The sequence below is a fragment of the Streptomyces sp. NPDC052042 genome (assembly GCF_044548345.1).
Taxonomy (GTDB): domain Bacteria; phylum Actinomycetota; class Actinomycetes; order Streptomycetales; family Streptomycetaceae; genus Streptomyces.
The window spans coordinates 148,063-171,601 of the sequence record NZ_JBIUBU010000006.1; the positions used below are offsets into that span (position 1 = coordinate 148,063).

20 protein-coding genes are annotated in these 23,539 nt (G+C 67.9%); 2 read left to right on the top strand and 18 right to left on the bottom strand.

The window, feature by feature from the left end:
• Positions 1 to 107 precede the first annotated feature (107 nt).
• From ACIHCL_RS13500 to ACIHCL_RS13525, 6 genes are all read right to left on the bottom strand, one after another.
• A complete protein-coding gene (locus ACIHCL_RS13500) occupies positions 108 to 548 on the bottom strand; it encodes an NUDIX domain-containing protein (RefSeq protein WP_399860875.1) in 441 nt (146 codons plus the stop codon).
• 36 nt (positions 549 to 584) lie between these two features.
• The gene (locus ACIHCL_RS13505; RefSeq protein ID WP_399860877.1) at positions 585 to 2,948 is read right to left on the bottom strand and encodes a transketolase-like TK C-terminal-containing protein; all 2,364 of its coding nucleotides are present in this window, start codon (positions 2,946 to 2,948) and stop codon (positions 585 to 587) included.
• 34 nt (positions 2,949 to 2,982) lie between these two features.
• On the bottom strand, positions 2,983 to 4,323 hold the full coding sequence (locus ACIHCL_RS13510) for a CaiB/BaiF CoA transferase family protein (protein ID WP_399860878.1): 1,341 nt from the start codon (positions 4,321 to 4,323) through the stop codon (positions 2,983 to 2,985).
• A gap of 1,352 nt (positions 4,324 to 5,675) precedes the next feature.
• Positions 5,676 to 6,647, bottom strand: a complete 972-nt coding sequence (locus tag ACIHCL_RS13515) for a hydroxymethylglutaryl-CoA lyase (RefSeq protein ID WP_399860879.1) — start codon at positions 6,645 to 6,647, stop codon at positions 5,676 to 5,678.
• Between the two features lie 156 nt (positions 6,648 to 6,803).
• Positions 6,804 to 7,382, bottom strand: a complete 579-nt coding sequence (locus tag ACIHCL_RS13520; RefSeq protein WP_399860881.1) for an NADPH-dependent FMN reductase — start codon at positions 7,380 to 7,382, stop codon at positions 6,804 to 6,806.
• The gene (locus ACIHCL_RS13525) at positions 7,379 to 7,915 is read right to left on the bottom strand and encodes a flavin reductase family protein (RefSeq protein WP_399860884.1); all 537 of its coding nucleotides are present in this window, start codon (positions 7,913 to 7,915) and stop codon (positions 7,379 to 7,381) included. The genes ACIHCL_RS13520 and ACIHCL_RS13525 overlap by 4 nt, the downstream gene beginning before the upstream one ends.
• Positions 7,916 to 8,623: 708 nt before the next feature.
• Between ACIHCL_RS13525 and ACIHCL_RS13530 the strand changes: the two genes are divergently transcribed.
• Together ACIHCL_RS13530 and ACIHCL_RS13535 are read left to right on the top strand one after the other, a co-directional pair.
• Positions 8,624 to 10,090 carry a SpoIIE family protein phosphatase gene (locus ACIHCL_RS13530; protein WP_399860887.1) on the top strand — a complete coding sequence of 489 codons (1,467 nt, stop codon included), beginning with the start codon at positions 8,624 to 8,626 and terminating at the stop codon, positions 10,088 to 10,090.
• A 477-nt stretch (positions 10,091 to 10,567) separates the two neighbouring features.
• Positions 10,568 to 11,677 (top strand): PP2C family protein-serine/threonine phosphatase, encoded by a 1,110-nt coding sequence (locus ACIHCL_RS13535; protein WP_399861226.1) that lies wholly within the window; start codon positions 10,568 to 10,570, stop codon positions 11,675 to 11,677.
• A gap of 175 nt (positions 11,678 to 11,852) precedes the next feature.
• Here ACIHCL_RS13535 and ACIHCL_RS13540 read toward each other — a convergent pair whose 3' ends face one another.
• From ACIHCL_RS13540 to mppP, 12 genes are all read right to left on the bottom strand, one after another.
• Entirely contained in the window at positions 11,853 to 12,566 is a 714-nt protein-coding gene (locus ACIHCL_RS13540) for a DUF998 domain-containing protein (RefSeq protein WP_399860889.1), read from the bottom strand.
• A 170-nt stretch (positions 12,567 to 12,736) separates the two neighbouring features.
• Complete coding sequence (locus ACIHCL_RS13545; RefSeq protein ID WP_399860892.1) at positions 12,737 to 14,350, bottom strand: hypothetical protein; 1,614 nt, start codon at positions 14,348 to 14,350, stop codon at positions 12,737 to 12,739.
• Positions 14,350 to 15,264, bottom strand: coding sequence for an ABC transporter ATP-binding protein (locus tag ACIHCL_RS13550; protein WP_399860894.1), 915 nt, complete (start codon positions 15,262 to 15,264; stop codon positions 14,350 to 14,352). The genes ACIHCL_RS13545 and ACIHCL_RS13550 overlap by 1 nt, the downstream gene beginning before the upstream one ends.
• Positions 15,265 to 15,275: 11 nt before the next feature.
• Positions 15,276 to 15,692, bottom strand: coding sequence for a hypothetical protein (locus ACIHCL_RS13555; protein WP_399860897.1), 417 nt, complete (start codon positions 15,690 to 15,692; stop codon positions 15,276 to 15,278).
• A gap of 181 nt (positions 15,693 to 15,873) precedes the next feature.
• Positions 15,874 to 17,085: a sensor histidine kinase gene (locus tag ACIHCL_RS13560; protein WP_399860900.1), complete on the bottom strand. Its 1,212-nt coding sequence runs from the start codon at positions 17,083 to 17,085 to the stop codon at positions 15,874 to 15,876.
• Between the two features lie 10 nt (positions 17,086 to 17,095).
• The gene (locus ACIHCL_RS13565) at positions 17,096 to 18,268 is read right to left on the bottom strand and encodes an acyltransferase family protein (protein WP_399860902.1); all 1,173 of its coding nucleotides are present in this window, start codon (positions 18,266 to 18,268) and stop codon (positions 17,096 to 17,098) included.
• Between the two features lie 33 nt (positions 18,269 to 18,301).
• Entirely contained in the window at positions 18,302 to 18,970 is a 669-nt protein-coding gene (locus ACIHCL_RS13570; RefSeq protein ID WP_399860905.1) for a response regulator, read from the bottom strand.
• Between the two features lie 58 nt (positions 18,971 to 19,028).
• A complete protein-coding gene (locus ACIHCL_RS13575) occupies positions 19,029 to 19,244 on the bottom strand; it encodes an MbtH family protein (protein WP_399860907.1) in 216 nt (71 codons plus the stop codon).
• 37 nt (positions 19,245 to 19,281) lie between these two features.
• Entirely contained in the window at positions 19,282 to 20,214 is a 933-nt protein-coding gene (locus ACIHCL_RS13580) for an ArsR/SmtB family transcription factor (RefSeq protein WP_399860910.1), read from the bottom strand.
• A gap of 3 nt (positions 20,215 to 20,217) precedes the next feature.
• Complete coding sequence (mppR, locus tag ACIHCL_RS13585; RefSeq protein ID WP_399860913.1) at positions 20,218 to 21,054, bottom strand: enduracididine biosynthesis enzyme MppR; 837 nt, start codon at positions 21,052 to 21,054, stop codon at positions 20,218 to 20,220.
• Between the two features lie 87 nt (positions 21,055 to 21,141).
• Positions 21,142 to 22,305 (bottom strand): aminotransferase class I/II-fold pyridoxal phosphate-dependent enzyme, encoded by a 1,164-nt coding sequence (locus ACIHCL_RS13590; protein ID WP_399860915.1) that lies wholly within the window; start codon positions 22,303 to 22,305, stop codon positions 21,142 to 21,144.
• A 53-nt stretch (positions 22,306 to 22,358) separates the two neighbouring features.
• A complete protein-coding gene (mppP, locus tag ACIHCL_RS13595) occupies positions 22,359 to 23,522 on the bottom strand; it encodes an enduracididine biosynthesis enzyme MppP (protein ID WP_399860918.1) in 1,164 nt (387 codons plus the stop codon).
• Positions 23,523 to 23,539 lie beyond the last annotated feature (17 nt).

The following is a 23,539-nucleotide window of genomic DNA, read 5'->3' on the forward strand; positions in this document are numbered from 1 at the left end:
CTGTGAGCGCTGACATCCCCTGCCGAAGCATCGCGACGGCGCCCCGGCGGCTCACCTGTTGCGGCACATGGCCGACACGGCCCGGGTTGTCAGACGGCCCGGAAGGATCACTCGAAGGCTCCGAGGACCTCCCGCAGCCAACTGACCTGGCCGGAGAAGCGCGGTACGTCGCACGGCCGGACCCACCGGTGAGCGACGTGCTCCCAGTTCAGCTGGATGCGCCTGCGAGTGGTGTTCGCGTGAAACGTGTGCACGCTCCACGGGAGGCCGTCGCGACCGTCCGGGAGGTGCAGAGTCGGACCGGCCTCAAAGGTGTCCATTTCCGCGCACCTTAGACCGGTTTCCTCCCAAATCTCCTGGATCGCCTGCCGGTAGGGGCCGATCTCGGTATCGACGTAACCACTTATACAGTGCCACTTCCCAGCATCATGGCCGACGGCCCCGCTCCTCTTGAACAGGCCCACGCGACCACGCCAGGTCAGAACCACGGCAACAATCTCCCGTCCGGCCGGGACTGCGGCCGGTGTGGGTTCGAGTTCGTTCAGCAATACCGACATCGTGTGGTCCTCCAGATAGGTGGACTGCTACCGGCCCAGAAGGGTCAGCGCCGCGTCGAGGATGGCGTCAGTCCCGATGCCGTGCAGTTTGTGCGCATCGGTCAGGTCCGAGGACTGCCCGAACTCGGTCACTCCCAGGCACCGGATGCGGTCACCGCGTGCGCCGGCGAGATAGGACAGCGTGTGCGGGTGGCCGTCCAGGACGGTGACCAGAGGCGTCGGATGGAGCGCGGGGAAGAGCTCGTCGATGATGTTCGACCCACCACCGGCCGCGCGCGCTCCACGCTGCTGGAACGAGCGGAAGACCAGGTCGGGGCTGGTGAGGCAGACGACCCCGGCTTTGACGCCCAGGCCCTCCAAGGCGTCAGCCGCTGCAATGACCTCCGGCATCATCGCACCGACACCGATCAAAGTGACCTGCTCGTCCGCCGGGCTCAGTGCCCTGAGACGGTACCCGCCGGCGACTGCCTGAAGGCGCCGTCGCTCCCTCAGCATCGGATCCTTCGGAACCTGGGCGAGCGCGGGGTCGATGGGGCGCGTCGAGAGCCGGAAGTAGGCCGACGTGCCGCCGGGGATGCCGACCTGGTTCATCGCGTGCAGGAAGCACCATTCCAGGTCCTGGGCGAACGCCGGTTCCCACGCGACGCAGGAAGGCTGTTCCAGGCCGATCGACGGTGTCGTGATGGACTGATGGGCGCCGCCCTCAGGAGCCAATGTCACTCCGGACGGAGTTCCGACCAGGATCGACTGCCCGCCGGCGTAGATGCCGTAGCTCCAGGGTTCCAGGGCCCGCGACACGAACGGGTCGTACAGGGTCGCGATGGGGATGAGTCGCTGGCCCCACCGGGACCATGTTGCGCCCAACTCACCGGCGAGCGAAACCAGGTTCACCTCGGCGATTCCGAGCTCGATGTGCTGCCCGTTGTGGACCTCCGACCACCGCAGGACGCGCTCGGTGTCGTCGGCGAACCAGTCGAACCGTTCGGCAACCGACCACACCCCGGTCTTGTTGATCCAGCCGCCGAGGTTCGTCGAGGAAGCGACATCGGGACTGCACGTCACCACCCGGGCGGCGGCTTCCGGGGCATCCCGGACCAGGTCGGCCAAGAGCCGGCCGAGCGCGGCCTGAGTCGAGGAAGCCTTGCGGTGCGGGCGTCCGAGCGATGCCGGAACCGAGATGGGTGCGGTCGGCGTGTACGGAGATCGCCGGAGCAGTTCTCCGCGCCGGGAACACAACTCGGCTGCCTCCGTGCCGGTCTCGAACATCCTCCACGGGTCTTCGAGGCTGACCCCGCACGACTCTGCCAGCGACCGCACCTGTGCTTCGGTCAGGAGCGCGGAGTGGTTGTTCGGGTGCCCCTCGGTCGGCAGCCCGCGTCCCTTGACGGTGTAGGCGAACACGACGGTGGGCCGGTGCGCGTCGACGGCGTCGAACGTGTCGACCAGGAGACCGAGGTCGTGTCCACCGAGGTCCCGGACCGCGGCTCTGAGCTGTTCCGAGGTCAGGGAGGCCAGCAGTGCCTTGAGTTCCGCTGAGCCCGTTTCTCCCATGATGCGGTCGGCGATCTCGGAGGAGTCGACCCGAAGCATCCGCTGATACTCCTCGTTCGGCATCACCTCGAGACGGCTCCGCAGTTCCTCTCCACCGGGGCGTGAGAACAGCTCACTGATGATGCGCCCCCACTTCAGGACGACGACCTGCCAGCCGGCTGCGGCGAACATGCCCTGAAGACGCTCGATCTGCATGTCGGGCACGATCCGGTCCAGCGATTGCCGGTTCAGGTCGACGACCCACAGCAGCTCGCCCAGTTTCGACACCTGTGGGTCCGCTACGGCCTCCCAGATGGCGCCTTCGTCGAGTTCGGCGTCGCCGAGCAGGCTCACGAAGCGGCCCGCAGGTGGCGTGTCCGGGAATTGAGAGGCGAGGTAGCGGTGCGAGATGGCCGCCCACAAGGCCGCCGTCGCGCCGATTCCGACCGACCCGGTGGAGAAGTCAACCGTGTCGGGGTCCTTGGTGCGTGACGGGTAGGACTGAAGGCCCCCCTTCGCCCGGAGCATTGTCAGGTACTTCGGGTCGAGGTCACCCAGCAGATAGTTGATCGCATGCAGGACGGGCGAGGCGTGCGGTTTGACCGAAACCCGATCCAGATGGGTCAGGTGGTGGAACCACAGGGCGACCATGATGTCGACCATCGACGCGGAGGATGCCTGGTGTCCGCCGACCTTGATTCCGGTCTCGTTCCGGCGTCCACGATTGGCGGCGTCGACGATGGCAGCCGCAAGCCAGAGCACTCGTCGGGAAATGTCACGCAGAGCGGCGACATCGCTGCCGCCCGTGGACCGGTCAGTCGCGTTCGTGGGCATGGTGGTGACTGGTGGGATCTGTGTCATGGGTGCGCTGCTTCTCGGTGAGGGGCGTGTGGGTTCAGGTACGCGCGGACCGAGCGCGGCGGTCGGTCGCGTCGGTCCTTGCAGCGTCTTGCACGGCGTCATCGCCGAGCTCGGCCATCGCATCCAGGCACGCCCGGCAGCTGCACGGGCGTGCGAGCAGCTCGGAGAGAACTTCGTGTGTGTGTTCCCCGAGGTCCGGGCCCGGGGAGGAAACCGGGATGGACTGCTGGTCCAGCACAGGCACGATCCCCGGGAACGCCACGTCGCGTATTTCTCCGGCGACGTCGACCGGCAGTGTCTGCACCATGTTGCGGACTGCGAACTGTTCGTCGTCGACGATGTCCTTGGCCGTGTAGATCGGTCCAGCGGGCACGCCGGCCGTCGCCAGGGCGGCCAGGACTTCGTCACGGGGGTGCTGGCTGGTCCAGGCCTCGATGGCACGGTCGAGCTCGTCGCGTCGGGCCCAGCGGCCATCATTGGTCGCCAGGTCAGGGTCGTCACGCAGATCGGGGCGCCCGATGGCTTCCATGTAGCGGCCGAAGATGGAGTCGCCGTTCCCTGCTATGACGACGGAGTCGCCGCCGGAGCAAACGTATGCGTTTGAAGGAGCGATGCCCTGCATCCGGCCGCCTGTGCGTTCTCGAAGGACACCATGGGCGGAGTAGTCGGGAACGAGGGACTCCATCATCGAGAACACCGCCTCGTGGAGCGCGACGTCGACGTGTCGTTCGACGGGTGTCCATGGCCGGCGGCCCTGCTTCTTGCGGTTGCCGCGATCCAGCAGCAACATGACGGCCCCGAACGCCGCGTAGAGGCCGGCGATGGAGTCACCGATGGACACGCCGACACGAGACGGAGGCCGGTCGCTTTCGCCGACGAGTTCCCGCATCCCGCCGAACGCCTCTGCGACGGCGGCGAACCCGGGCCGGGGAGCGAGCGGGCCGGTCTGGCCAAAGGCGGAGATACGCGCAACGACGAGCTCGGGGTTCGCGGCAGTGAGTGCTTCCGGCGTCAGCCCCCATTTGTCGAGGGTGCCGGGGCGGAAGTTCTCGATCAGGACGTCCGAACAGGAGACCAGCTCAAGGACCGCGGCTCGGCCTTCGTCTGTTCGCAGGTCGAGCTCGATCGACTTCTTGTTCCGGTTGATGGTGCGGTACAGCATCGAGGTGTCGCCCGCGAACAGGCGCCAGTTCCGGAGTTCATCACCCGTGCGGGGCCGCTCGATCTTGATGACCTCGGCGCCGAAGTCAGCCAACATGCGGCCCGCGGTGGGGGCGGCGATGAAGTTGCCGAGCTCGATGACACGGATGCCTGCCAGCGGCAGGGCGTCGGTCGAGGCGTGGGGACGGTGCGGTGTGTGGGCTACGAAGCTCACTTCTCGGTTCCTTCCTTGTCGATCGCGGGAACGGGCGGGGTGAAGTTGCAGACCCGGGCAATGGCCTCCTGATCGCAGTGGCCCCGACACCGACGGGCTTGGTGGGGTAGTCCACGCGGTCGGCATCCGCGTCGCGGCTGGGGCAGCTGCGCTACGGACCGCCGAGGGGACGGTGTGGCACCAGGTACGAGTAGTCCGGATCGCCCCGCAGATGCCTCATCGTGCACGGCGCTGAGGATGCCTGCGGCTCGGTTGAACTCCGGTCCTGCGCGATCAGGGTATGGACCCGCAGCACCCTCGTGATCGAGGTCATGGAGGCACTGGAGGTAGGGGCCGCCGTCCTTCAGGCCCGACGGGTTGGGGCACGGCTGGTTGGCATGGTCGGTGATCGCAGTGGATCGCCACAGCACCCGGTGCTCGACCGCTGTCGGCGTCGTGAGCAGCGTGGTGCGAGGGCTGCGTGCCGTCGACCGGGCAATTCCGCTGTCGCCTGCCGCGGTGGGGATGGCGTTCGTGCCGCGCACATCTTCCTGTGCATCGACGGATCGGTCCGGCCGGTGGATTCCGCAGCCGTCATGGCTTGCGTCCGGACGGCTGCGCGGGCGCGGTGAGTCCGTAGTAGTAGCCCCGGCCGGGCAGGAGAGCGCCCGAGCCGGCGAGCCAGCGCACGGCGGAATCGGAGACATAGTGTGAGGCTAGGAAGGATCGGGTCCAGCCACTATCCCCGGAGTGCCACCCCCTAGCCTCCGAGCGTCTTTTCACGCCTGGCCTGCCGGGACACCGCTCCCCGCCCGGCAGGGCCCGCCCCCGGCCCCGCGGTTCGCGGTTTGCCGAGAGGCCCGCCGCCCCTCGACGACGGTGGGCATTGAGGGGTCGCGACGTGGTCCGACGGGCATGGTGTGTCGCCGGTTGGCGGACAAGGGGGCGATGGACAGCACTCCACAATCTCGACAGGCAGGTCGGCCGCAGCCGCACGGTGACCAGGCCACGTCCGGCGCGGCCCGGCCCACTACCAGGACCGCCGCACGACGTCTGGTACCGGCACATCACCCTGTCCATGGCCGCCCTCGCCGCACTGACAGCCGTACGTGCCCAGGAACTGTCAAAGAGGGCAGCGACCTTGGACGACCCCACCTGATACCCCTGTCCGTCGCGGAGATCCGCCGCCTGGCCGGACTACTCCCCCGCCCACAACACCTCACCCCGACCCACCGTCTGCACTGGTCATGGTGGAGACGACTCAGCCGGACCCGCGCCCGCCGCAGCCACTGCAAACGACGAGGCCAAAGCCCATAACCGTGATTGCGGTATGAGGCCGGTGAGGCTTGCGTGCCGGGTGTGGGGAACGGAAGTCAGTTCTCGGTGCTTGCCTTCTCGCTCGACGAAACGGGTACGGCGAAGTCGCCGGAGCGAACGAGCAGGCCCTGCGGTGCGCTGTCGAGCTGGTCGCCGAGCCAGGATCCGACCCGGGCGAGGCCGTCTATGTCGGGGTCGCTGGGGCCGAGCATGGGGACGCCTTCTCCACGAAGGAGATAGGCGAGGTCCTCGGTCGCAATATTGCCCGTGGCAGCGGGCGCGAACGGACAGCCGCCGAACCCGCCGACAGAGGCGTCCAGGGCAACGACTCCGCCGGGGACGGCCCCGCTGGCCGGATCGCGGTGAGCGGCTGCGACGGCGTTCGCATAGCCGGTGTTCCGAGTGTTGTGGAAGTGGAAACGAAGCTTGCGGATACGTTCGTCGCCGGCCGCGAGAGCGGCCAACGCACGAACCTGGCGAGGGACTCCGACGCCAATGGTGTCTGCGAACGCGATCTCGTCCGGTTCGTTCTCGACCGCCCGCACCAGTACCTTCTCAACCTGGTCGATGGACACCGGCCCGGAGAACGGACAACCGAACGCCACCGCGAGGGTCAGGCTGACCCGCATACCGGCGTCACGGGCGACCTGCGAGGCCGCGGCCGCATGGTCGAGCATCGCCTCGACGGTGAGATTCTGGTTCCGGACGCAGAAGGCGTCGGTCACGGGGATGACGATGTTGACCTCGGTGCACGCGGTCTGTGCGGCCCGCTCAGCACCACGCCGGTTGAGGACCAGGCCGATGTAGGACACCTCAGGGTTCTGCGGCACCTTTGCCATCACTTCTTCGGCGCCGGCCATCTGCGGAACGCGGTCGGGACGGACGAAGCTGACCGCCTCGATACGTCGGGCGCCTTGGGCGACCAGCCGCCTGATGAGCTCTACCCGGGTGTCGACGTCGAGCGGCTTCTTCTCGTTCTGGAGGCCGTCGCGAGGGCCGACCTCGACAAGTTCGACGGTCGTGGACATGTACGCGTTCTCCATGCTGGTTCGAGGGCGGCTGGACTGTGGATTGCCACCCGGCACCGACGGCCTGGATGGTCGGCGCCGAGCGATGACATGCCGGAGTCCGGGGCATCCGATCGGCTGGGCTGCGCGCCGATCCGGCCGCGCCAGGCCCGCTGATCACACGAGCGGCTTGAGGAGGGCGATGTTTTTGCTCGCCCGGCATGCAGCCGCCAAATCTATGAGAGCACGTCCGTGCAAGACGCCTGCTTCGGCCGCCTCCGCGGTCAGGGACTTGTCCGGGCCGAACGCTGTCTGCGGGAGGAACAGTGAAGGTGAGAGCACCTGGACGGCATAGAACGATGCGAGAGTGGCCCGCAGCCTCTCCGTCGCCAGGAAATGCTCGGCGGCCGCGCCGGTCATCACCACAGCAGTCGCTTTCCCCTGCAGAGGAGCCCGGGTTTCGAACTTCGCACCGCGCTCGATGTGTTCCAGGAACGATGCCAGCAATGACGTGTGGGTGGCGCGATAGGTAGGGGAAGCGAACACAACAGCGTCCGCCTCCTCGACCGCGTTCACAGCGGCAGCGAACCCGTCGGCCGCGCCGTCGCGGAGGTCTACGAGGGTGCAGACGGCTCCGGCGTCGCGGCACCCTTCCACAACCGCGTTGACTGCGGCCGCTGTTGAGCCACTCCCGTGCGGACTAGCAAGAACCGCAGCGACCTTGAGTACTCCGTCGGCGTGCTCTGCGCTCTTCATCGGGACGCTCGCCAGTCCGCATGCAGGTAGGCTCCGCGGTAGTAGATCAGCGGGTTCCGCTCGATGTCGTGGTCGAGTGCGGTGACCTCGCCGATGACGACCGTGTGGTCGCCTCCGTCGTATTCGCGCCACAGGTTGCACTCCACCCAAGCGCTGACACCGCCGAGGATGGGCGATCCCTTGGGTGACAGCGTCCAATCGACACCCGCGAACTTGTCGGCCCCGGACCGGGCGAACTTGTTCGACAGTTCGGCGTGGTCGTCGGCCAGGACGTTGATGGCGAACCGGCCGACCTCACGGATGCGGGGCCAGGTCGTGGAACTCCGAGCCGGGCTGATGGAGATCAGCGGCGGGTCGAACGAAAGCGACACGAACGACTGGCAGGTGAAGCCCAGGGGCTTGCCGTCAGGCTGGTCGTCCAGTGCAGTGACGACGACAACGCCCGAGCAGAACGCACCCATTGTGGCGCGCAGGATCTCGGGGGTGATCGCGTTGGCTGCTACATGCGTCGGTGGGGTGGTGAGGCTGGTCATGGCATAAAGCGTCGTCCACATCGCACCGACGACATATCCGGTCGCAGCACTCTCAGATCCGGTCTGTGCGACAACGCCCGTCGCACCATACGGAACGATCGCGTACTGCAACAATCAAGGTCTGATCTTCACGCGACATCGGGCACCGAACCGCCCCGGGTTCGGCAGAGATCTCAGATCGCGGTTGTGACCTGGGGTCTCGTGGATCTCATGTAGGAGTCGGTCTCATGCTCGACGGGTGGGACGTGGCCTGTTTCACCGCGGAGTCGGCGAGGGCAGTACCAGTCGATAGTAGGTGTTCGTTGAGGATCTCGGTCGGCCGTGCCATGACTCGATCCTTTCGTGCGAGTCAACATTCGAACCGGGGCGGTTCACCTCCTCACCGTCATTCGATGACGGCCTTGTCGCTGGGAGGCCACAGGCATTCTCGCAATCCGCGGTGGGCCAGCGCGCGGCGACGGATGCGGTACATCGCACGGCGGAGGGGTGTCCGCATACTGGATGTATATGGACGTTCCGACAACGCGGCGAGGTGCCGTAGCCGTCGTCGCGCACCCGCCGGGGATTACGGGACAGCCCTTGCACGGTCTGGGGCGGCGTGCTGTGCCTATTGCCGCATCAGGCATTCAGTCGTGGCCCTGTGTGCGGGCCCGTATCGACTGGCCCCACCACGTGAGCCCTGCTACACCGAAGAGAGGAGGTCTTGGTATGCCTCGTGATCTCGTCAAGGGGCTGACCGCGCTGATTGCGGCACTGGCAGCTCCGCTGGCCGTGTGCGCGCTCCTGCTGCCTCTCCGAGGCACCCTGTCCTCCACCAACGTGGCCCTGGTCCTGATGTTCGTCGTCGCGGCGGTGGCCACCCTCGGCTACCGCTGGGCCGCGGCCCTCACGGCACTTTCCGCCGCGGCGGGGTTCGTTTACGTCTTCACCACCCCGTACGCGAGCTTCACCCGCTTCAGCCGCCCGGACGACATCATCACCGCCGGGCTGATGCTCGTCGTCGGCCTCGCGGTCTCTCAGCTGGCTCGCCGCTACACCCGTGAGCACGCCATCGCCACAACGCTGCAGCACAGCCTGCTGCCCCGCAGGCTGCCGGACACCAGCGCCGTCCGGGCCGCGTTCCGCTACGTGCCCGCCGATGCCGAGGTCAGCGGGGACTGGTTCGACGTGATCCCTCTTCCTGGGTTCCGCACCGCCCTGGTAGTCGGGGACGTGGCGGGCCACGGCCTGCACTCCGCGGTCACCATGGGGCGACTGCGCACCGCGGTCCGTAACTTCTCCACCCTTGACCTGCCGCCCGACGAGCTGCTGGCCCGCCTTGATGACCTGGTTGCCCAGATGGATGCGGAGGAGGGCGCCAGCCAGGGTATGACCGTCGGGACCACGTGCCTGTATGCGATCTACGACCCGGTCTCCTGTAGCTGCGCGATGGCAAGAGCCGGGCACTTTCCGCCCGCCATCGTCTATCCCGACGGCCGCGTGGAGATTCTCGACCTGCCCGAAGGACCTCCGCTCGGCGTGGGCGGCCCGCGCTTTCAGGCCGTCGAGCGGCAGCTGCCGGAGGGCACACAGCTCGTGCTCTATACCAACGGGCTCGTCGAGAACCGTCACCGCGACATCGGGGCCGGCCTGAAGCTGCTGTGCGACACGCTTTCCCATGCGGGAGTCGACCCGGAGGAGACGTGCGAGACGATCCTGAAGTCGGTGCTACCCGCCCATCCAGACGATGACGTTGCCCTCCTGATCGCCCGAACCTGCGCGTTTCCGCGTGATCGTATCGCTGAATGGGATATCCCGGCCCTCCCCGCAGCTGTGCCCGCTCTGCGCGCCGAGGTGCTCGCGAAGCTGACCGACTGGAACCTGGAAGAGACAGCATTCGCTACCGAACTCATCCTCAGCGAGCTGGTCACCAACGCTATCCGGCACGCGGCACCCCCCGTCCACCTGCGTCTTCTGCTCGATACCAGCTTGGCGCTGGAGGTCAGCGACAGCAGCAGCACCTCCCCACACCTGCGCTACGCAACGGCCATGGACGAAGGCGGCCGGGGAATCTTCCTCGTCGCCCAGTTCGCCGAGCGGTGGGGAACCCGTTTCACCGCCACCGGGAAGATCGTCTGGGCCGAGCAGCCGGCCCCATCAGCACCCGTCGCCCCCGCCCTGGCATCAGCCATGTGACCACTGCGCTGAACGGGGCCTGTGCTGCTCGCCGTCGGTGTGCTGCTCGGAGCGCGGCAGCAGGAGCAGCAGCGGTTGCACGGGATGACTGCACTGCGATGTCCCGAGCACGATCCACGCGCCGCTGTCGCATGGATCGGCGACGCCGGGCGGCCCGCGGGTTGTCCCGGAGAACCAGAACAACCCGGTTCACCTGGTGCTACCGGCACCGCTTTTCCGGTCGGCGCCGGGCTCCGGGGCTACTTCATACGGCGAACGTCCGCGACCAAGTCGGCCCTTGCCGCAGGCCGGCTGCTTGGTGGGAGGCGACCGACCTGCTGGGGACGTTTGCCTAAATTCGCACTGACGCTCGATTGATGGCGGGTGGTTGTGCGTGCACCTGCGGGGCTGCCGGGTCGGGTGTAGGCAGGAGGTATGCGACTGTGGCATCGGTTCACGCAACGCCTTCCACCACGTCAGGCGTGTGATGCCCTGTTGGTGCTCCCGCTCGGTCTGATCGCGGCCATTGTGCTGCTCGACGTGCTGGCCGAGGGGCTGCCGCTGGGTCCGTCGCTGCTGGTCGTGGCTCCCACGCTCGCCGCTTCCTTCGCCTCCACCCTGATGACGGCGGCGATCGCCGCCGTCACGGTGGTGGGCATGCTCGTCATCGGCCTGAAATCCAACCTGCTCGGCACGCGGGACTTCGATTCACAGTTCATCGCCCTGATGGTGGTCTCGGCCATCGTGACGGTCTTCTGCTTTCTGCGCGAGCGGCACGCCCGTGAGCTGGCGCTGGTGCGGAAGGTAGCGGAGGCCACACAGCGAGCAGTGCTACGTCCGCTGCCGCGGCGGATCGGCCCCCTGCGGGTGGCGTCCATGTATCTGGCGGCACAGTCGGAGGCCATGATCGGCGGCGACCTGTACGCGGCCGTCCGCACCCCCACGGGCACCCGGCTGATCATCGGCGACGTCATGGGCAAGGGTCTGACCGCGATCGGCGACGCCGCCCTGCTGCTGGGTGCCTTCCGGGAGTCCGCGCACCGTCAGGCCCGCCTGCCCGAGCTCGCGGCCTACCTGGACCACAGCGTGTGCTGGAACCTGGCCGAGCCCGCCGAGGTGGAGACGGCCGGGGAGTGCTTCATCACCGCCGCGCTCCTGGACATCCCCGACGCGCTGCCGCACGTCCACGTGGTCAGCTGCGGGCACCCGCCCCCCTTGTTGCTGCGCGGCCAGCAGGTCTTCGCGCTGCACGCCACCCGCCCCGCCCCGCCGCTGGGCCTGGGCGAACTGACCGCTGCCGCCTATCACGTCGACACCTTCACGTTCGAGCCCGAAGACCTGTTGCTGCTGCACACCGACGGAGTGATCGAGGCCCGGGATGCCCGAGGCATCTTCTACCCGCTGACCGAGCGCGCCGCGTCCTGGACCCGACACAGCCCTTCCGCGCTGATCCACCACCTGCGCACCGACCTGCTCGCCCATGTCGGCGGCCACCTGACCGACGACGCCGCCGTCGTCGCCGTCCAGCACACCCTCCGCGATGGTTACCACCCACGACAGCGCCTGACTGGCCGGGGCGAACCGTCGCGTCCTCGGCGGTTGCGCTGACCGTCTCGCCGTAGGAACGGGGGCCACGGTCGCGCCCGCGCGTAGCTGTGTACGAGCGAGGAGGGAAGATTCCCGACCTCCTGAAATGCCGTTCCGCCGGGGCCCCGCGACTCAGCCAGCCGATGCCTGCCCTCGGCTGGCGCCGGTATCGGTACGCGATGCGGCCCTGGCAGCGTTACTCATCTGACGTTGCCCCTTGAGAGATCTCCGCCGATCCGGCGGAAAGAAGGCGTGGTGCGATCGACGCCTCCCGCGGACAAGACGCACGGCGACGCAGCAGGCTCGAAGCTCCGGCCGCGAGTGTCCACACGAGGACGGGCAATGCCGCCACCCTCTCCATGCCCCCTATACCCAGTCCAAGGTAGTTGCGGGACAGGAACAGGAGCAGGGCGAGGAACGCGCAGGCTCCCAACAAGGCGGTCGCCCACCGCAGTCCGGCTGCGACATCGCCCGACAGGCCGACGCCGGCGAGCACGAGGCCGATGTTGCCGGTTCCCATGACGAGCATGGCGCCCAGTACGTGCTGGTTCTCGTAGACGTCGGCCGGAGCGAGTCCCACCACGGCGAATCCGATGCCGGCGCCGGCCAGCAGGAGCCGGGCGAGCTTCGCGGTCCGGCTGCTGAGCCAGAGGGATCGGCCCAGGACGGCCCCGACGGCGAGCAGCGCGCCCAGAGCGACGAAGGAGAAGTTCATCAGATCGTGTGCCGGTGAGCAGATGTACCGTGGCTCGGGCTGCGATTGCATGGCGCAGTAGGCATTGCCGAGGTCACTGATGTTGTTCCGGGCCCAGCTGTATGGGCTTGACCATGCGGACTCGACGACAAGGTGGATCGAGAAGAACTGCAGGGCACCCGTGACCCATGCGAGACAGCTGATCCTTTCCTTCAACTACCCGTCCTCTTCCGATTGGAGCCCCGGCCCACCCACCGCGGGGGATCGGTTCATGGCTGGGCCGGGGCGGTTCAGTTCGCCGCTGGGTCTTCTGCCGTCACGCGGCGGCGACGAGGCTCTTCAGGGGTCCCGGCGAGTGCCGGGAGCCGCGCGGGCCTCCCATGGAGTTACGCCGTCGCGCGACGTGCCGCGCTCGACAGGAACACGATTCCGAGCATCACGGCCGCGCTGACGATCAGGAACGCCGGCGACATGCCGGCCGGGCTCCCGTCGTCGGCTCGGATCGCGCCCATGAAGTCGACCGGCGCGATTCCGTTCACCGTGCCGTACCAGAGGGGCAGATAGGCGAACTGGAAGAGACGGTGCGTCCGGCTGAGCGTGCCGAGCACGAGAGCGAAGGACGGGATGAAGAGCGCCCCACAGAACCAATGGAGAAGGCCCAGGGTGTCGGATCCGGTGATCATACGCACTGCCGGACCGATGCCGGCCACAGCCGTGAGCAGGAAGCCCGCTCCCCATTCCGCGGCCACACGGATGCGCGCCGAGGGATACGCGCCGAGGATGGCTTCGACACCTGACTCGTGCCTCTGGGTGCCGAGCCTTGACCAGACAAGAACCGGCCAGATCCAGGCCAAAGGCAGCAGGAACCGCGAGACCCCGGTGGCGGGCGTGACCATCTGGGCGACGAGTGTGAGAAGGAGGACACCGGCCCACCACCACAGGGGAATGCCCTGGATGAGGATGCGGACCTCTCCGACGAGGAGACGCAGCATGGGGTTGCCGAACCGCACGGAGGCTCGGGGCAGATTCGTGAACCCGGCGGACGGCTTCCCCGTTACCTCGTCCTGCATGACCACAGCGGGGGCAACAGGCGTTTCGGGTGTGCGATCAGCGCCCCCGCCGACGTTGGCGAAGGAGCCCGTCCTGGCCGGGTCGAACCGCGGGAACCACAAGGTGGGCAGCAGTGCGAGTGCCAGAGCGATGAGGATCAGGGCGCAGCGGGTCAGCAGAAACGCGGGGCTGAGGTCGAATCCGTGCCAGTCGAAGGTCTTCAGGGGCTTGTCCACCAGCGTCAGCCCCAGGCTGAACTCGCCGACCTCGGCCGGGTCTATGCCCTGCGCCTTCATGCCCGCGCCCAGTGACTGGACGACGCTGTGCACACCGATACCGCCCAGTGGCGCGTTGGGAGACTGGCCACCGATGGCGATGAAGGCCCAGATGAAGAACCAGAGGACGTTACCGAATCCCGCCCTCAGCAAGGGAATCGTCTCAAAGAGAAGTGCCGCGGCAGCGGTGAACACCATCAGCGGGAGGGCGATCACCACGAACGGGCTCAGCAGGTCCACGGGGTTGACCGTCATCGACTCCCCGCGCGCCAACTGCATGACCACCGCTGTGACCACCAGGACGCCCAGCATGGAGGACAGGACCAACACGCTGCTGAGGAATTTAGCGACCAGGTAGGTGCAGGTCCGAAGAGGCGTCGCCGCCAGCAACCTGCCCACACCGGTGCTCTCGTCCCGCGAGATCGCGTTGCGCACGACGTAGAAGCCGCCGAGCGACAGCCAGACCGTCCCGGCCAGCGCGACGACCATTCCGATGTATGCGCTGTTGTAGGTGCCCCGGTAGGCGCCCACCTGCATGACCACCCACCCGGCTTCCTCGGCCGGCGTGGCGAGATAACCCAATCCGACCGCGCAGATCAGGATCACGGCGTACGCCGGTCGCCGCACGCGGTCCCAGAAATCGCCGACGGCGAGTCTGACAAGCGTATCCGGCATCACTGCCACCCCGTCCGCTCGGCGGGAGCGCCCAGTGGCACCGTCGAATCCGCCACCTGGTTCACGACGGCCAAGTACGCGTCCTCGAGGTCCGGCTCGACTCGTTCGGCGGTGGCATAGGGCGGAACGTGGGTCAGCATGCGCACCCGGACCCCGCTGGAGGTACGGATCATCCTGCTGACGATCTGACGCTTCTGGATCAGGGGAAGGTCCGCCGGGTCGACGAGGACCTCCCACACCCGCCCCTCGACAGCGGTCAGGAGGTCCTCGGGGGAGCCGCGGCTCAGCAGTCGTCCACGTGCGACGACCGCGATGTCGGAGGCCACGGACTCGACGTCGGAGACGATATGTGTGGAGAGCATGACGACGCGTTCCGCGGCGAGATCGCTCAACAGGTTCCGGAACCGGACCCGCTCCTCGGGATCGAGGCCGGCGGTGGGTTCGTCCACGATGATCACCTTTGGGTCGGCGAGCAGCGCCTGGGCGATTCCCACCCGCCGCATCATGCCGCCTGAGTACTTGCCCAGAGGGCGTTTGACCGCCTCGGTGAGATTGACCAGTTCCAGCAGCTCGTCGATGCGGGTCCGGGCCGAGCGGGCCGAAAGGCCCTTGGCGGCCGCGAGGTAGGAGAGGAACTCCCGCGAGGTGAGGTTGGGATAGACCCCGAAGTCCTGGGGGAGGTATCCGAGGGTGCGGCGTAATACGTCGGGCTTGGCCACCACGTCCATGCCGTTGAACAGAACCCGGCCGCTGGTCGGCCGGGTCACGGTCGAGGCGATCCGCATGAGCGACGACTTGCCGGCCCCGTTGGGACCGAGCAGGCCGAGCATTCCGGTTTCCAGCCGCATGGTCATGCCGTCCACGGCCCGCTTGCCGCCCCGGTAGACCTTGGTGATGTCAATGAGTTCGAGCATGACGTGTCCTCCTACGCCCCGAAGTCCCGTACGCCGCGAAGCGGCGCGGAAGCAGCCTCGTTCGTGCCCTTCAGACGCGTGGCACGGCCGTCGCGCAGGACTTTCACCGACTTCGGTACCTCGACGCGGAAGCGCACATCACAGTTGGCGAACCGCTCGCACCCGGCCTTCAGGTCCAGGGTGGCGTCCTTGAGCTCCCAGCTGGAGTGCGGCTTGGCCCCGGCCCGTACATCGAACCAACGGGTGACCTTGACGTCCTTGCGGTCGGTGGCGACGAGGTCGGTGGGCATGCCGTGGGCCCGGACGTCGAGGGTCTGGCCTGCGAACGAGAAGTTCTTCGTCTCGGGTTCCGCTTCTTCTGCACTGGCGCAGCCCGTGACCGCGGCCAATGAGGTGAGGGCAACAGCGGCCAGGATGCTCCTGGACACACTGCGAGACGACAAGCCAAGGCGAAACACGTGAACCTCCGGAAAGCTCGGTAGACGTTTCCAGCATGGTCCTTCCGAGCCTCCGACACATCTGCCGTTCGGCAGATATCCGGCGACGGGGCCGCGTCACGGGCGGCCACGGTGGGGCCGCGTCATGGGCGGCCAGAGCTGGGCGCGCGACTCAGCGGCCCGCGGCGGCCCCGTCCTGCGGAGGCAGTGGCAGGGTCCCCACGACCTGCCACCCGTCGGAGAAGGGACCCGCTGTGAGCGTTCCGCCAAGGACCCTGAAACGCTCGTCCAGCCCGACGAGCCCCGTGCCTCCGCCCACGCGGTGCGCGAGCAGCGGCTTGCCGCTCCCCCCGTCGTCGGTGACGCACACGCGCAGCGTGCTGTCGTCCGTCCGGGCGACGCTCACGGTGACATGGGAGGCCGAAGCGGCATGCCGCCGCACGTTGGTCAACGCCTCCAGTACCAGACGGTACGCCGCCTCGTCGAGGTCACGGGGAAGTGCGCCGGGCAGCTCCTGCGCCAGGTCGAGTTCGGTGGTGATGGTGCTGGATTCGGCGAACCTGCTGATCAGGCCGGGCAGGTCGGCCAGGCCGTACACGCGGGTCGACGGCTCCGCCGGCTCCTGCGTGGACGGGCCGTCCGGTACCTTCTCCGCCTCGCGCAGGGTCTGCAGGGTGCGGTCCATCGAGTCGAGGGCGCGCAGGCCGGCCTGCTCCACCCTGCTCAGCAGTGCTTGGTGCTGCTCCGGATCGTAGGCCGACGCCTGGGCGGCTTGCACCTCCAGCACCATACCGGTCACCTCATGGGCGACGGAGTCGTGCAGAACCCTCGCCATGTGGAGCCGCTGGTCGCGGCGCGCTGCCAGGACGGCCCGTTGCCGACGCTGGTCAGTGGCGCGCAGATAGCCGCCGATGCCGGCGGCGCAGGCCACCAGCATCAGCGTGAGGAGCACCGTGATCACCGAGTCGGCGGCCCCCGACTGGGGGTTGCGCAGCGTGAAGCGCAGGGGGAGCGCGGTCGTCGCGAGGACGGCCACGAGTGCGGCGGGGATGACGTGCCGCGGCAGCGACCGCCGGATCAGGCTTCCGGTGAGCACCAGCAGCCCCGCGAATTCGAAGGGCATCCACAAGAGGGTGAGGCCTGGCTTGCCGACGTACACCACGTCGGTGAGGACGGAGACCGCCATCGTCGCCAGCGCAGCTGCGTTCTCGGTGATCCTTCCCTGCGGCCATCGCAGCATCGGGACCGACACGGCCACCATGGCCGAAATGGCTGGTAGCAGTGTGTTGGGCAGGCCGAGCAAGGCCGGCACTCCCATGCAGAAGACCGCCGTCATCACGCATAAGCCCCGCCAACGCCCCGGTACGGCTTCGTTCGTTGTCATGGCGGTCAGCCTATGCGGACACCTGGACGGGCGCGGTTTTCGGTGTTCTGCGACGGGCCCAATGGCGCACCGCCGGCCGCTCGATGCAGACGTTCATCACCCAGGCCAGCGCGAGGGACACCAGGAAGGCACCGGCCAGGAAGGCAAGACCACCGGCGGCACCCCAGGCCTTTCCCTTCGGCATGCCTCCGTCCATCGTGTAACCGAGCATCAGATGGCCGTAGTTCAGTACGGGGCCATGGATCAGGTAGAAGGCAAAGGTGAGTTCGCCGAGCCGGACCATGGTTCTGCCGGTCAAATACGTGCGGCGTCCGGCGATGTCGGCCACTGCCAGCGACGCCAACAGCAGGGCGACGGGGACCGCGATCACGGCGGCGTACCGGTAGAGGAAGGGAAGCTGCTGGGCGATCGTGTACATCACGACCAGGAGGGCCGCGGCGGGCAGCGGGCGCAGGCCGGTCCACCGGCCGGTGATGACGATGCGGGCCATGAGCATGCCGAGCACACACTCCAGCATGCGAGCTGCCGGGAAGAAGTACACGAACCAGTACCTGCTCTCCGACGTGTGCCACAGCGGTGTGGGCGGGGTGTCGGGCAGGAAGAGGTTGGCAGCCACGGGGATCAGCGCGATGACCACGGCGACGCCCCCCACGGCGTACCACAGCCGCTCCGGCCTGATCCGCCGGATCAGGGGCAGCAGCAGTGGGAACAGGGCGTAGAACCCGATGTCCACGGACAGCGACCAGGTCGCGCTGTTGCCGACGTCGGTGAAACGGGGAGACGGAAACCAGGACTGGACCAGGATCAACTGAGTGAAGAGGGGGAACAGATCCGGCAGTTGCGTGAGGAAGGCAGCCAGTACGACGGTGAAAGCGAGGGCGACGACGTGATTCGGGAAGATCCGGACGGCACGTCGACGCCAGAATGTGCGTGCGGTGTCCTTCTCACGCCATGACCAGGCGAGGACGAAGCCGGAAAGGACGAAGAAGTACGAGACCGCTGTCTGGCCTGATGTGCCGACTCCCTCGAGATACGCCAGGCCCAGGTCATAGGACTTGAAGACGATCTCGAAGGAGCCATGGACGATGAAGACCAGAACCATGCCGACCACGCGCAGGCTGGTCAGGGAATTGAGCTGCGGACGCCTTTCACGAAGCTGCGGGGATATATCTCCGATGGCCATGATGCCTCTTCCGGATGTGATGATGCGTGGCTGTCATTTGGTGGCGTATCCCATCTCCCAGGCCCGCACGGCAATTCCGACGCGATTCCGCACGCCGAACTTTCGCTGAATGCTGGCAACATGTGTCTTGACCGTGCCCGGCGAAATGAACATCTCTGTCGCGATGTCGGCATTGGTCAGCCCCTCGGCGACCTTTCCGGCGATTTCGATCTCCCTCTTGGTGAGGGGCTCGACGCGGGCTTCAGACGCCGGGGCCGCACCGGGTCCGCGGCCGACGCCGGTAACGTGCCTGAGCAGCCTTACCGTGACGGACGGGCTGATGAGGCTGTCGCCGGCGACGGCGGCGCGCACTGCCTCCACGAGCAGCGTCGGCCCCGAGCGCTTGAGCAGAAAGCCCGAAGCGCCATAGCGCAGTGCCGGATACACGTACTCGTCCAGGTCGAAGGTCGTCACGACGACGACCTTGACCTGGAACTTCGCCGTGGGCGCCAGCAGTTGGCGGGTGACCTCGAGCCCGTCCATACGCGGCATACGGACATCCACGAGAGCGACGTCGGGTCGCAGCCGTCTGGCCGTCTCCAGGGCGTCCACCCCGTTGGCGGCCTCGCCGATCACCTCGATGTCCGGCTGGCCCTCCAGGATGCGCCGCAAGCCACGGCGAACCATCTCCTGATCGTCAGCGATGAGCACACGAATCGTCACAGTCGGCCATTCTTGCAGGCGACGGGCGGTGGAGATCCTCGGATACGGGGTGGACCTGCTAGTTCTCGGCCATCCTCTCGGCCAGCCGACGAGGCCTCATGTCCGTCCAGTTCTCGTTGACGTAGGCGAGCGCGGACTGCCGGTCCGTCGCCTCCAGGGCAACCTCCCAGCCGGCGGGCACGTCTGCGAAGGACGGCCACAGGGAGTGCTGTCCCTCGTCGTTGACCAGGACCAGGAACGTGCCGTCAGGATCGTCGAACGGGTTGGTGCTCACGTTGTCTCCATTCTTGGGTTCGGGCGGGAAATCGGGATCAGGCCGGAATACCGAGAGGCTTGACGGGCGCGGGACGCCGTGCCGGGGGCGTACGGCTGTCGAGCAGGGCCACTCCGAGCGGAGTGAGGGTGTGCAGTGCGGTGTTCCTGCTTCTCGTCGTCATGATCAGGCCGGCCCGGCGCAGGACGGACGCGTGCTTGCTCGCCCCGGCCAGCGACAGGTTGAGTCGTCTCGCCAGCTCGCTGGTGGTGCAGCTTTCGGTCAGTACCTGAAGCGCGGCGGCACGGGTGTGCCCCACGAGCGCACCCAGGGCCTCGGCATCCCCCGCACACCGCCGGCTGAACTCGGCCTTGGCGGAATCGTTCACCGGGAAGAGGATCGCGGGCGGTCCGTCCGCGCTCGTCGCTTCCACGAACATGCAGGTCTGTTCGAGCAGGAAGAACGAGGGGCTCAGCACGAGCCCGCGGCCTGCAAGATACACATCCCGGTCCGGTCCGCGGTGGAGTTCCAGAACAGGGGCGTGCCAGCGCAGGCGCGGGTGCAGGCTGCCGAGCAGCCGTTCCGCGCCGGAGGCGATCATGATGCGTCCGCTGGCGTCCCGGACGGCCTCCAGCACGCTCCGCACCTGTGACCAGTAGGGTCGTACGGCCGCATGGCTGAAGCCCGACAGGGCCGAGACCAATTCGGTCTGCCGCGAGGTGACCGGCCGCCTGCCCTGATCCGAGAACTGCTCGTCGCGGCGGACGAGGTTGACCAGGTCGTCGATCGACTCGGTCCTGCGTGCCAGCGTCTCGAACGCCGCGGAGCGGGGCCCGAGTTCGACGCGCAGCTGCCGGCGCCAACCGTGGAACATGGCGTTGCTGCTGTCGGCGTACAGCCGGAGCGCGAGTGCGCTCTCTGTCAGCAGCCCGAGACCGGCCGGCATGTGCAGCAGGGCGAGATCTTCGGCGGTGAAGTGAATCCTCAGCATGGCTCATCCCTCGGGGAGGGGCAGCAGGCGCCCTCCCTTGAGCGTCTCGGCGTACGAGAAGACGTGACCGGCCCCGACCTCGACCGGCCGCAGCCCGGCGAAGTCCTCGTCCAGGCCGTCGAAGAACTCCAGTTCGCCGGTACCGGTCCAGATGTCCCCGAACTCCACGTCGGTCACTTCCGAGGCGGCCAGCGGAGCGGGCTGCTCAACCGCAGTGGTCCAGGCCGGGGTGGCGAGGCTGTGCACGAGCGGCACCGTGTGCAGGGCAGGTGGTTCCTGGACAGGGCCGGTGAGGGTCACGGCGGCCTCGACGAGGCGCCTGCCGTGCACCGAGATGTTCCCGGCGAACAGGCCGCCCTCGGTCCGGCGCGAGCCGGCCCGCCCCACCAACCCGTGCCGGGTCTGGTGAACGGCGCCGTACTGCTTGGGCATACCCTGCACCCAGCCGCGCACGAGCGGCACCGCCTGGTCGACCCATGCGTACGGGCAACGCGCCATGGCGGCACCGTCGTAGGCGCAGCCGAGGAGGATCAGGAACTCGGAGAACTGGCTGCGGGACGGGTCGGAAAGCTCCTCGCCCGAGTCGGAACACCACTGCCAGGTGGCGAAGACGGCCGCAGCGGCGCCGGGGTCGTCCCCCGGCGTGAGCCCAGGTGGGAGGAAACGGGAGGCGGCGCGCGGGTCGACTCGGTAGTCGATCATGATGACGTCGCCCGAGAAGTGCCAGGGCGGTGGCGTGAGCATGGCGGAACGGCCCGAGGGCGACAGGGGAAGGCTGTAGCCGTGCGGACCCGTGCCGTCGGGGTGGGGGGTGATCGTCTGGTGTGAAGCAGGGGGCATCAGCGGTTCCCGTTTCCATGTCGGGTGTGCGGAGTGCGGCCGGTGCGGCCGGGCGAACACGAGGGCCGGCGCGAAGCCGGTACCCGGTCAGACGGTCCACGCCTCGACGAGGCGGTGCGCCGCCTCGGTCAGTACCGCGGGCGGGTTGAAGCTGTAGGCCAGCCTCAGTCGGGGCCGGTCACCGGTGCCGAATCGTGCCCCGTGTGCGAGCCTCACCCCGGCCGCCTCGGCGGCTGCGGCATGTGCCTCTTCCCGGACCTCGGTCGCGCCGCACGGCTCCAGCCACAGGAAGAAGCCACCGCCCGGAACCCGACAGCCGATCCGCTCGCCGGAGAAGGCGCGCAGCGGCCCCGCCAGGGCGTCCCTGCGCTTTCTCAACTCGGCCCGGAGCCATACGAGATGCCGGTCGTATTCACCGCCGCGCAGTACGGTCGCGACTGCCAGGGACGTGGTGTGGTTCAGCGAGCCGCCGCTGACGAGCATGCCGTGCTCCCCGAGCGACGCCACCAGCGCGGGGGCGCCGAGCAGCCAGCCGAGCCGTAGGCCGGGGGCGAGCGTCTTGGCGAACGTGCCCAGACGCAGCACGCCCCGATAGTCGGCCAATGCCGCCATCGAGGGGATGACCGGCCCGCCGCCCTCCAAGGCCAGTTCGGCGTAGGCATCGTCCTCGATCACCATCAGGTCGTATTCCCGGGTGACTTCGAGCAGCTCTGTTCTGCGAGCGAGCGGGACGACGATCCCGGTCGGGTTGTGGAAGGTGGGGTTGACGTAGGCAAAGGCGACGCGCCGCCCCGCCGCGTGCTCGTCACGGAGGGCTTCCCGCAGAGCCACCGGGTCCATGCCCAGGTCGTCCATCGCCACCGCGTGCACGCGCAGCCCGCAGTCGGTGAAGATGCGTCGCCCCAGGTCGTAGGAGTACTGGTCGGTGATGACCACGTCCCCGGGGCGTCCCAGCAGGCAGGAGATGAGGTGCAGGGCCTGGGACGTGCCGGCGGTCAGCAACACGTGGTCGGGTCCGCAGGGGTATCGGTCGGTTGCGGCGGCCCGCTCGGCCAGCGCCTCGCGCAACGGCATGGCACCGGTGTTGTGCCCGTAGGCCAGTGCGGCGGGGCCGTACTCCTCCAGTGCCCGGTGGTAGGCATCACCCAGCAGGCCGACCGGCAGCAGATCGGGCCCGGGGTAGCCGGGGCCGAGGTCGATCAGACCGGGCGGCGGGACGTCCTGGACGATACCCGGCCGCCAATGCCTCATCGCGCGGACGTGGTCTGCCGACGTATACCGGGCAGCAGGCGCGGTGAGGGGCGTCATCGGCGTGGCTCCAGAACGGCGCGCAGCATGCGGACCGCACGCTCAAGGGGTTCCGCGGACCGGGCGAGCGCGATGCGGAAGGTGTCGTCCCCCTCACCGGGGTCGGCCCAGTGGAACTTGTGGCAGGGCAGAACGTAGACGTTGTTGCCGCGCAGCTCGGCCCAGACCTCCGACGCCGAGCCCACGTGCAGGCGGACCCGCTCCACACTCACCCGGATGTCGTCCCCGAGGCACGTGATCCCCTCGACCCCGGCCAGTCCGTGCCGCACGATGCGGCGGTTGCCGGCGATGAACGCGTGGAGGTCGGCGAAGCCGCCGGACGCGGCGTCCTCGGCGAACCTGCGGATCAGGGTGAGGATCATCGGCGAGACGCCGAGCAGGATGTCGGAGTAGACCAGGTCGACCGGCAACCGGAGGTTGTCCGAGTACACAAGAAAGCCGGCCTTGAGGTCGAGGGTCGGCCACAGCTTGCCGGTGTCCTCGATCACCACCCAGCGGCAGCCGCTGGCGGTCAGTACCTCGTAGTGGTCGTACTGGGCGCGCAAGTCGAAACCGCGGAACGACGTGTCCAGGCACAGCACCACGTCGTGCTCGGCGCACTGCTGGGCGAGCCGGGCCAGGCGCTCCCTGGAGAGCACCAGACCGGTGGGGTTGTTCGGTGTGGTGACGAAGACCGCGCCGACGGACCGGAGGAACTCGGGGGCCAGGTCGCCGGAGTGCAGCGGCTCTTCGTCCAGGCGGACCAGGCGCAGGCCGCAGCCGCGCAGGATGTCCGGGATGTTGTCGAAGGTCGGATGGACCAGCGCGATGGCATCGATGGACGTCGCCAGGGTCCGGGCGAGGATCTCCATGGCGACGGACGACGCATAGCAGCTGAGCACGCGACCGCTGCCCGACAGATAGCGATGCTGGCCGAGTGCGTGGAAGAAAGCTTCATGGGCCTCGTTCTCCAGCTCATCGACGGGCCGCTCGGCGCTCTCCGCGAAGAGGGCGGGCAGCTCGTTGATGATCTTCTCCTGGGTCGGCGTCAGCCCCTGTCGGGCGTGACCGTCGGCCAGGTTGAGTTCACTGTTGATGGCCATGAACTCCAGCTGGGTGAGGTTTTCCTCACCGTAGCCCTGCAGGACGGGCCGGTTGCCTACCTCGGGTGCAGCAGTCACAACAACCTCGCGTGAAG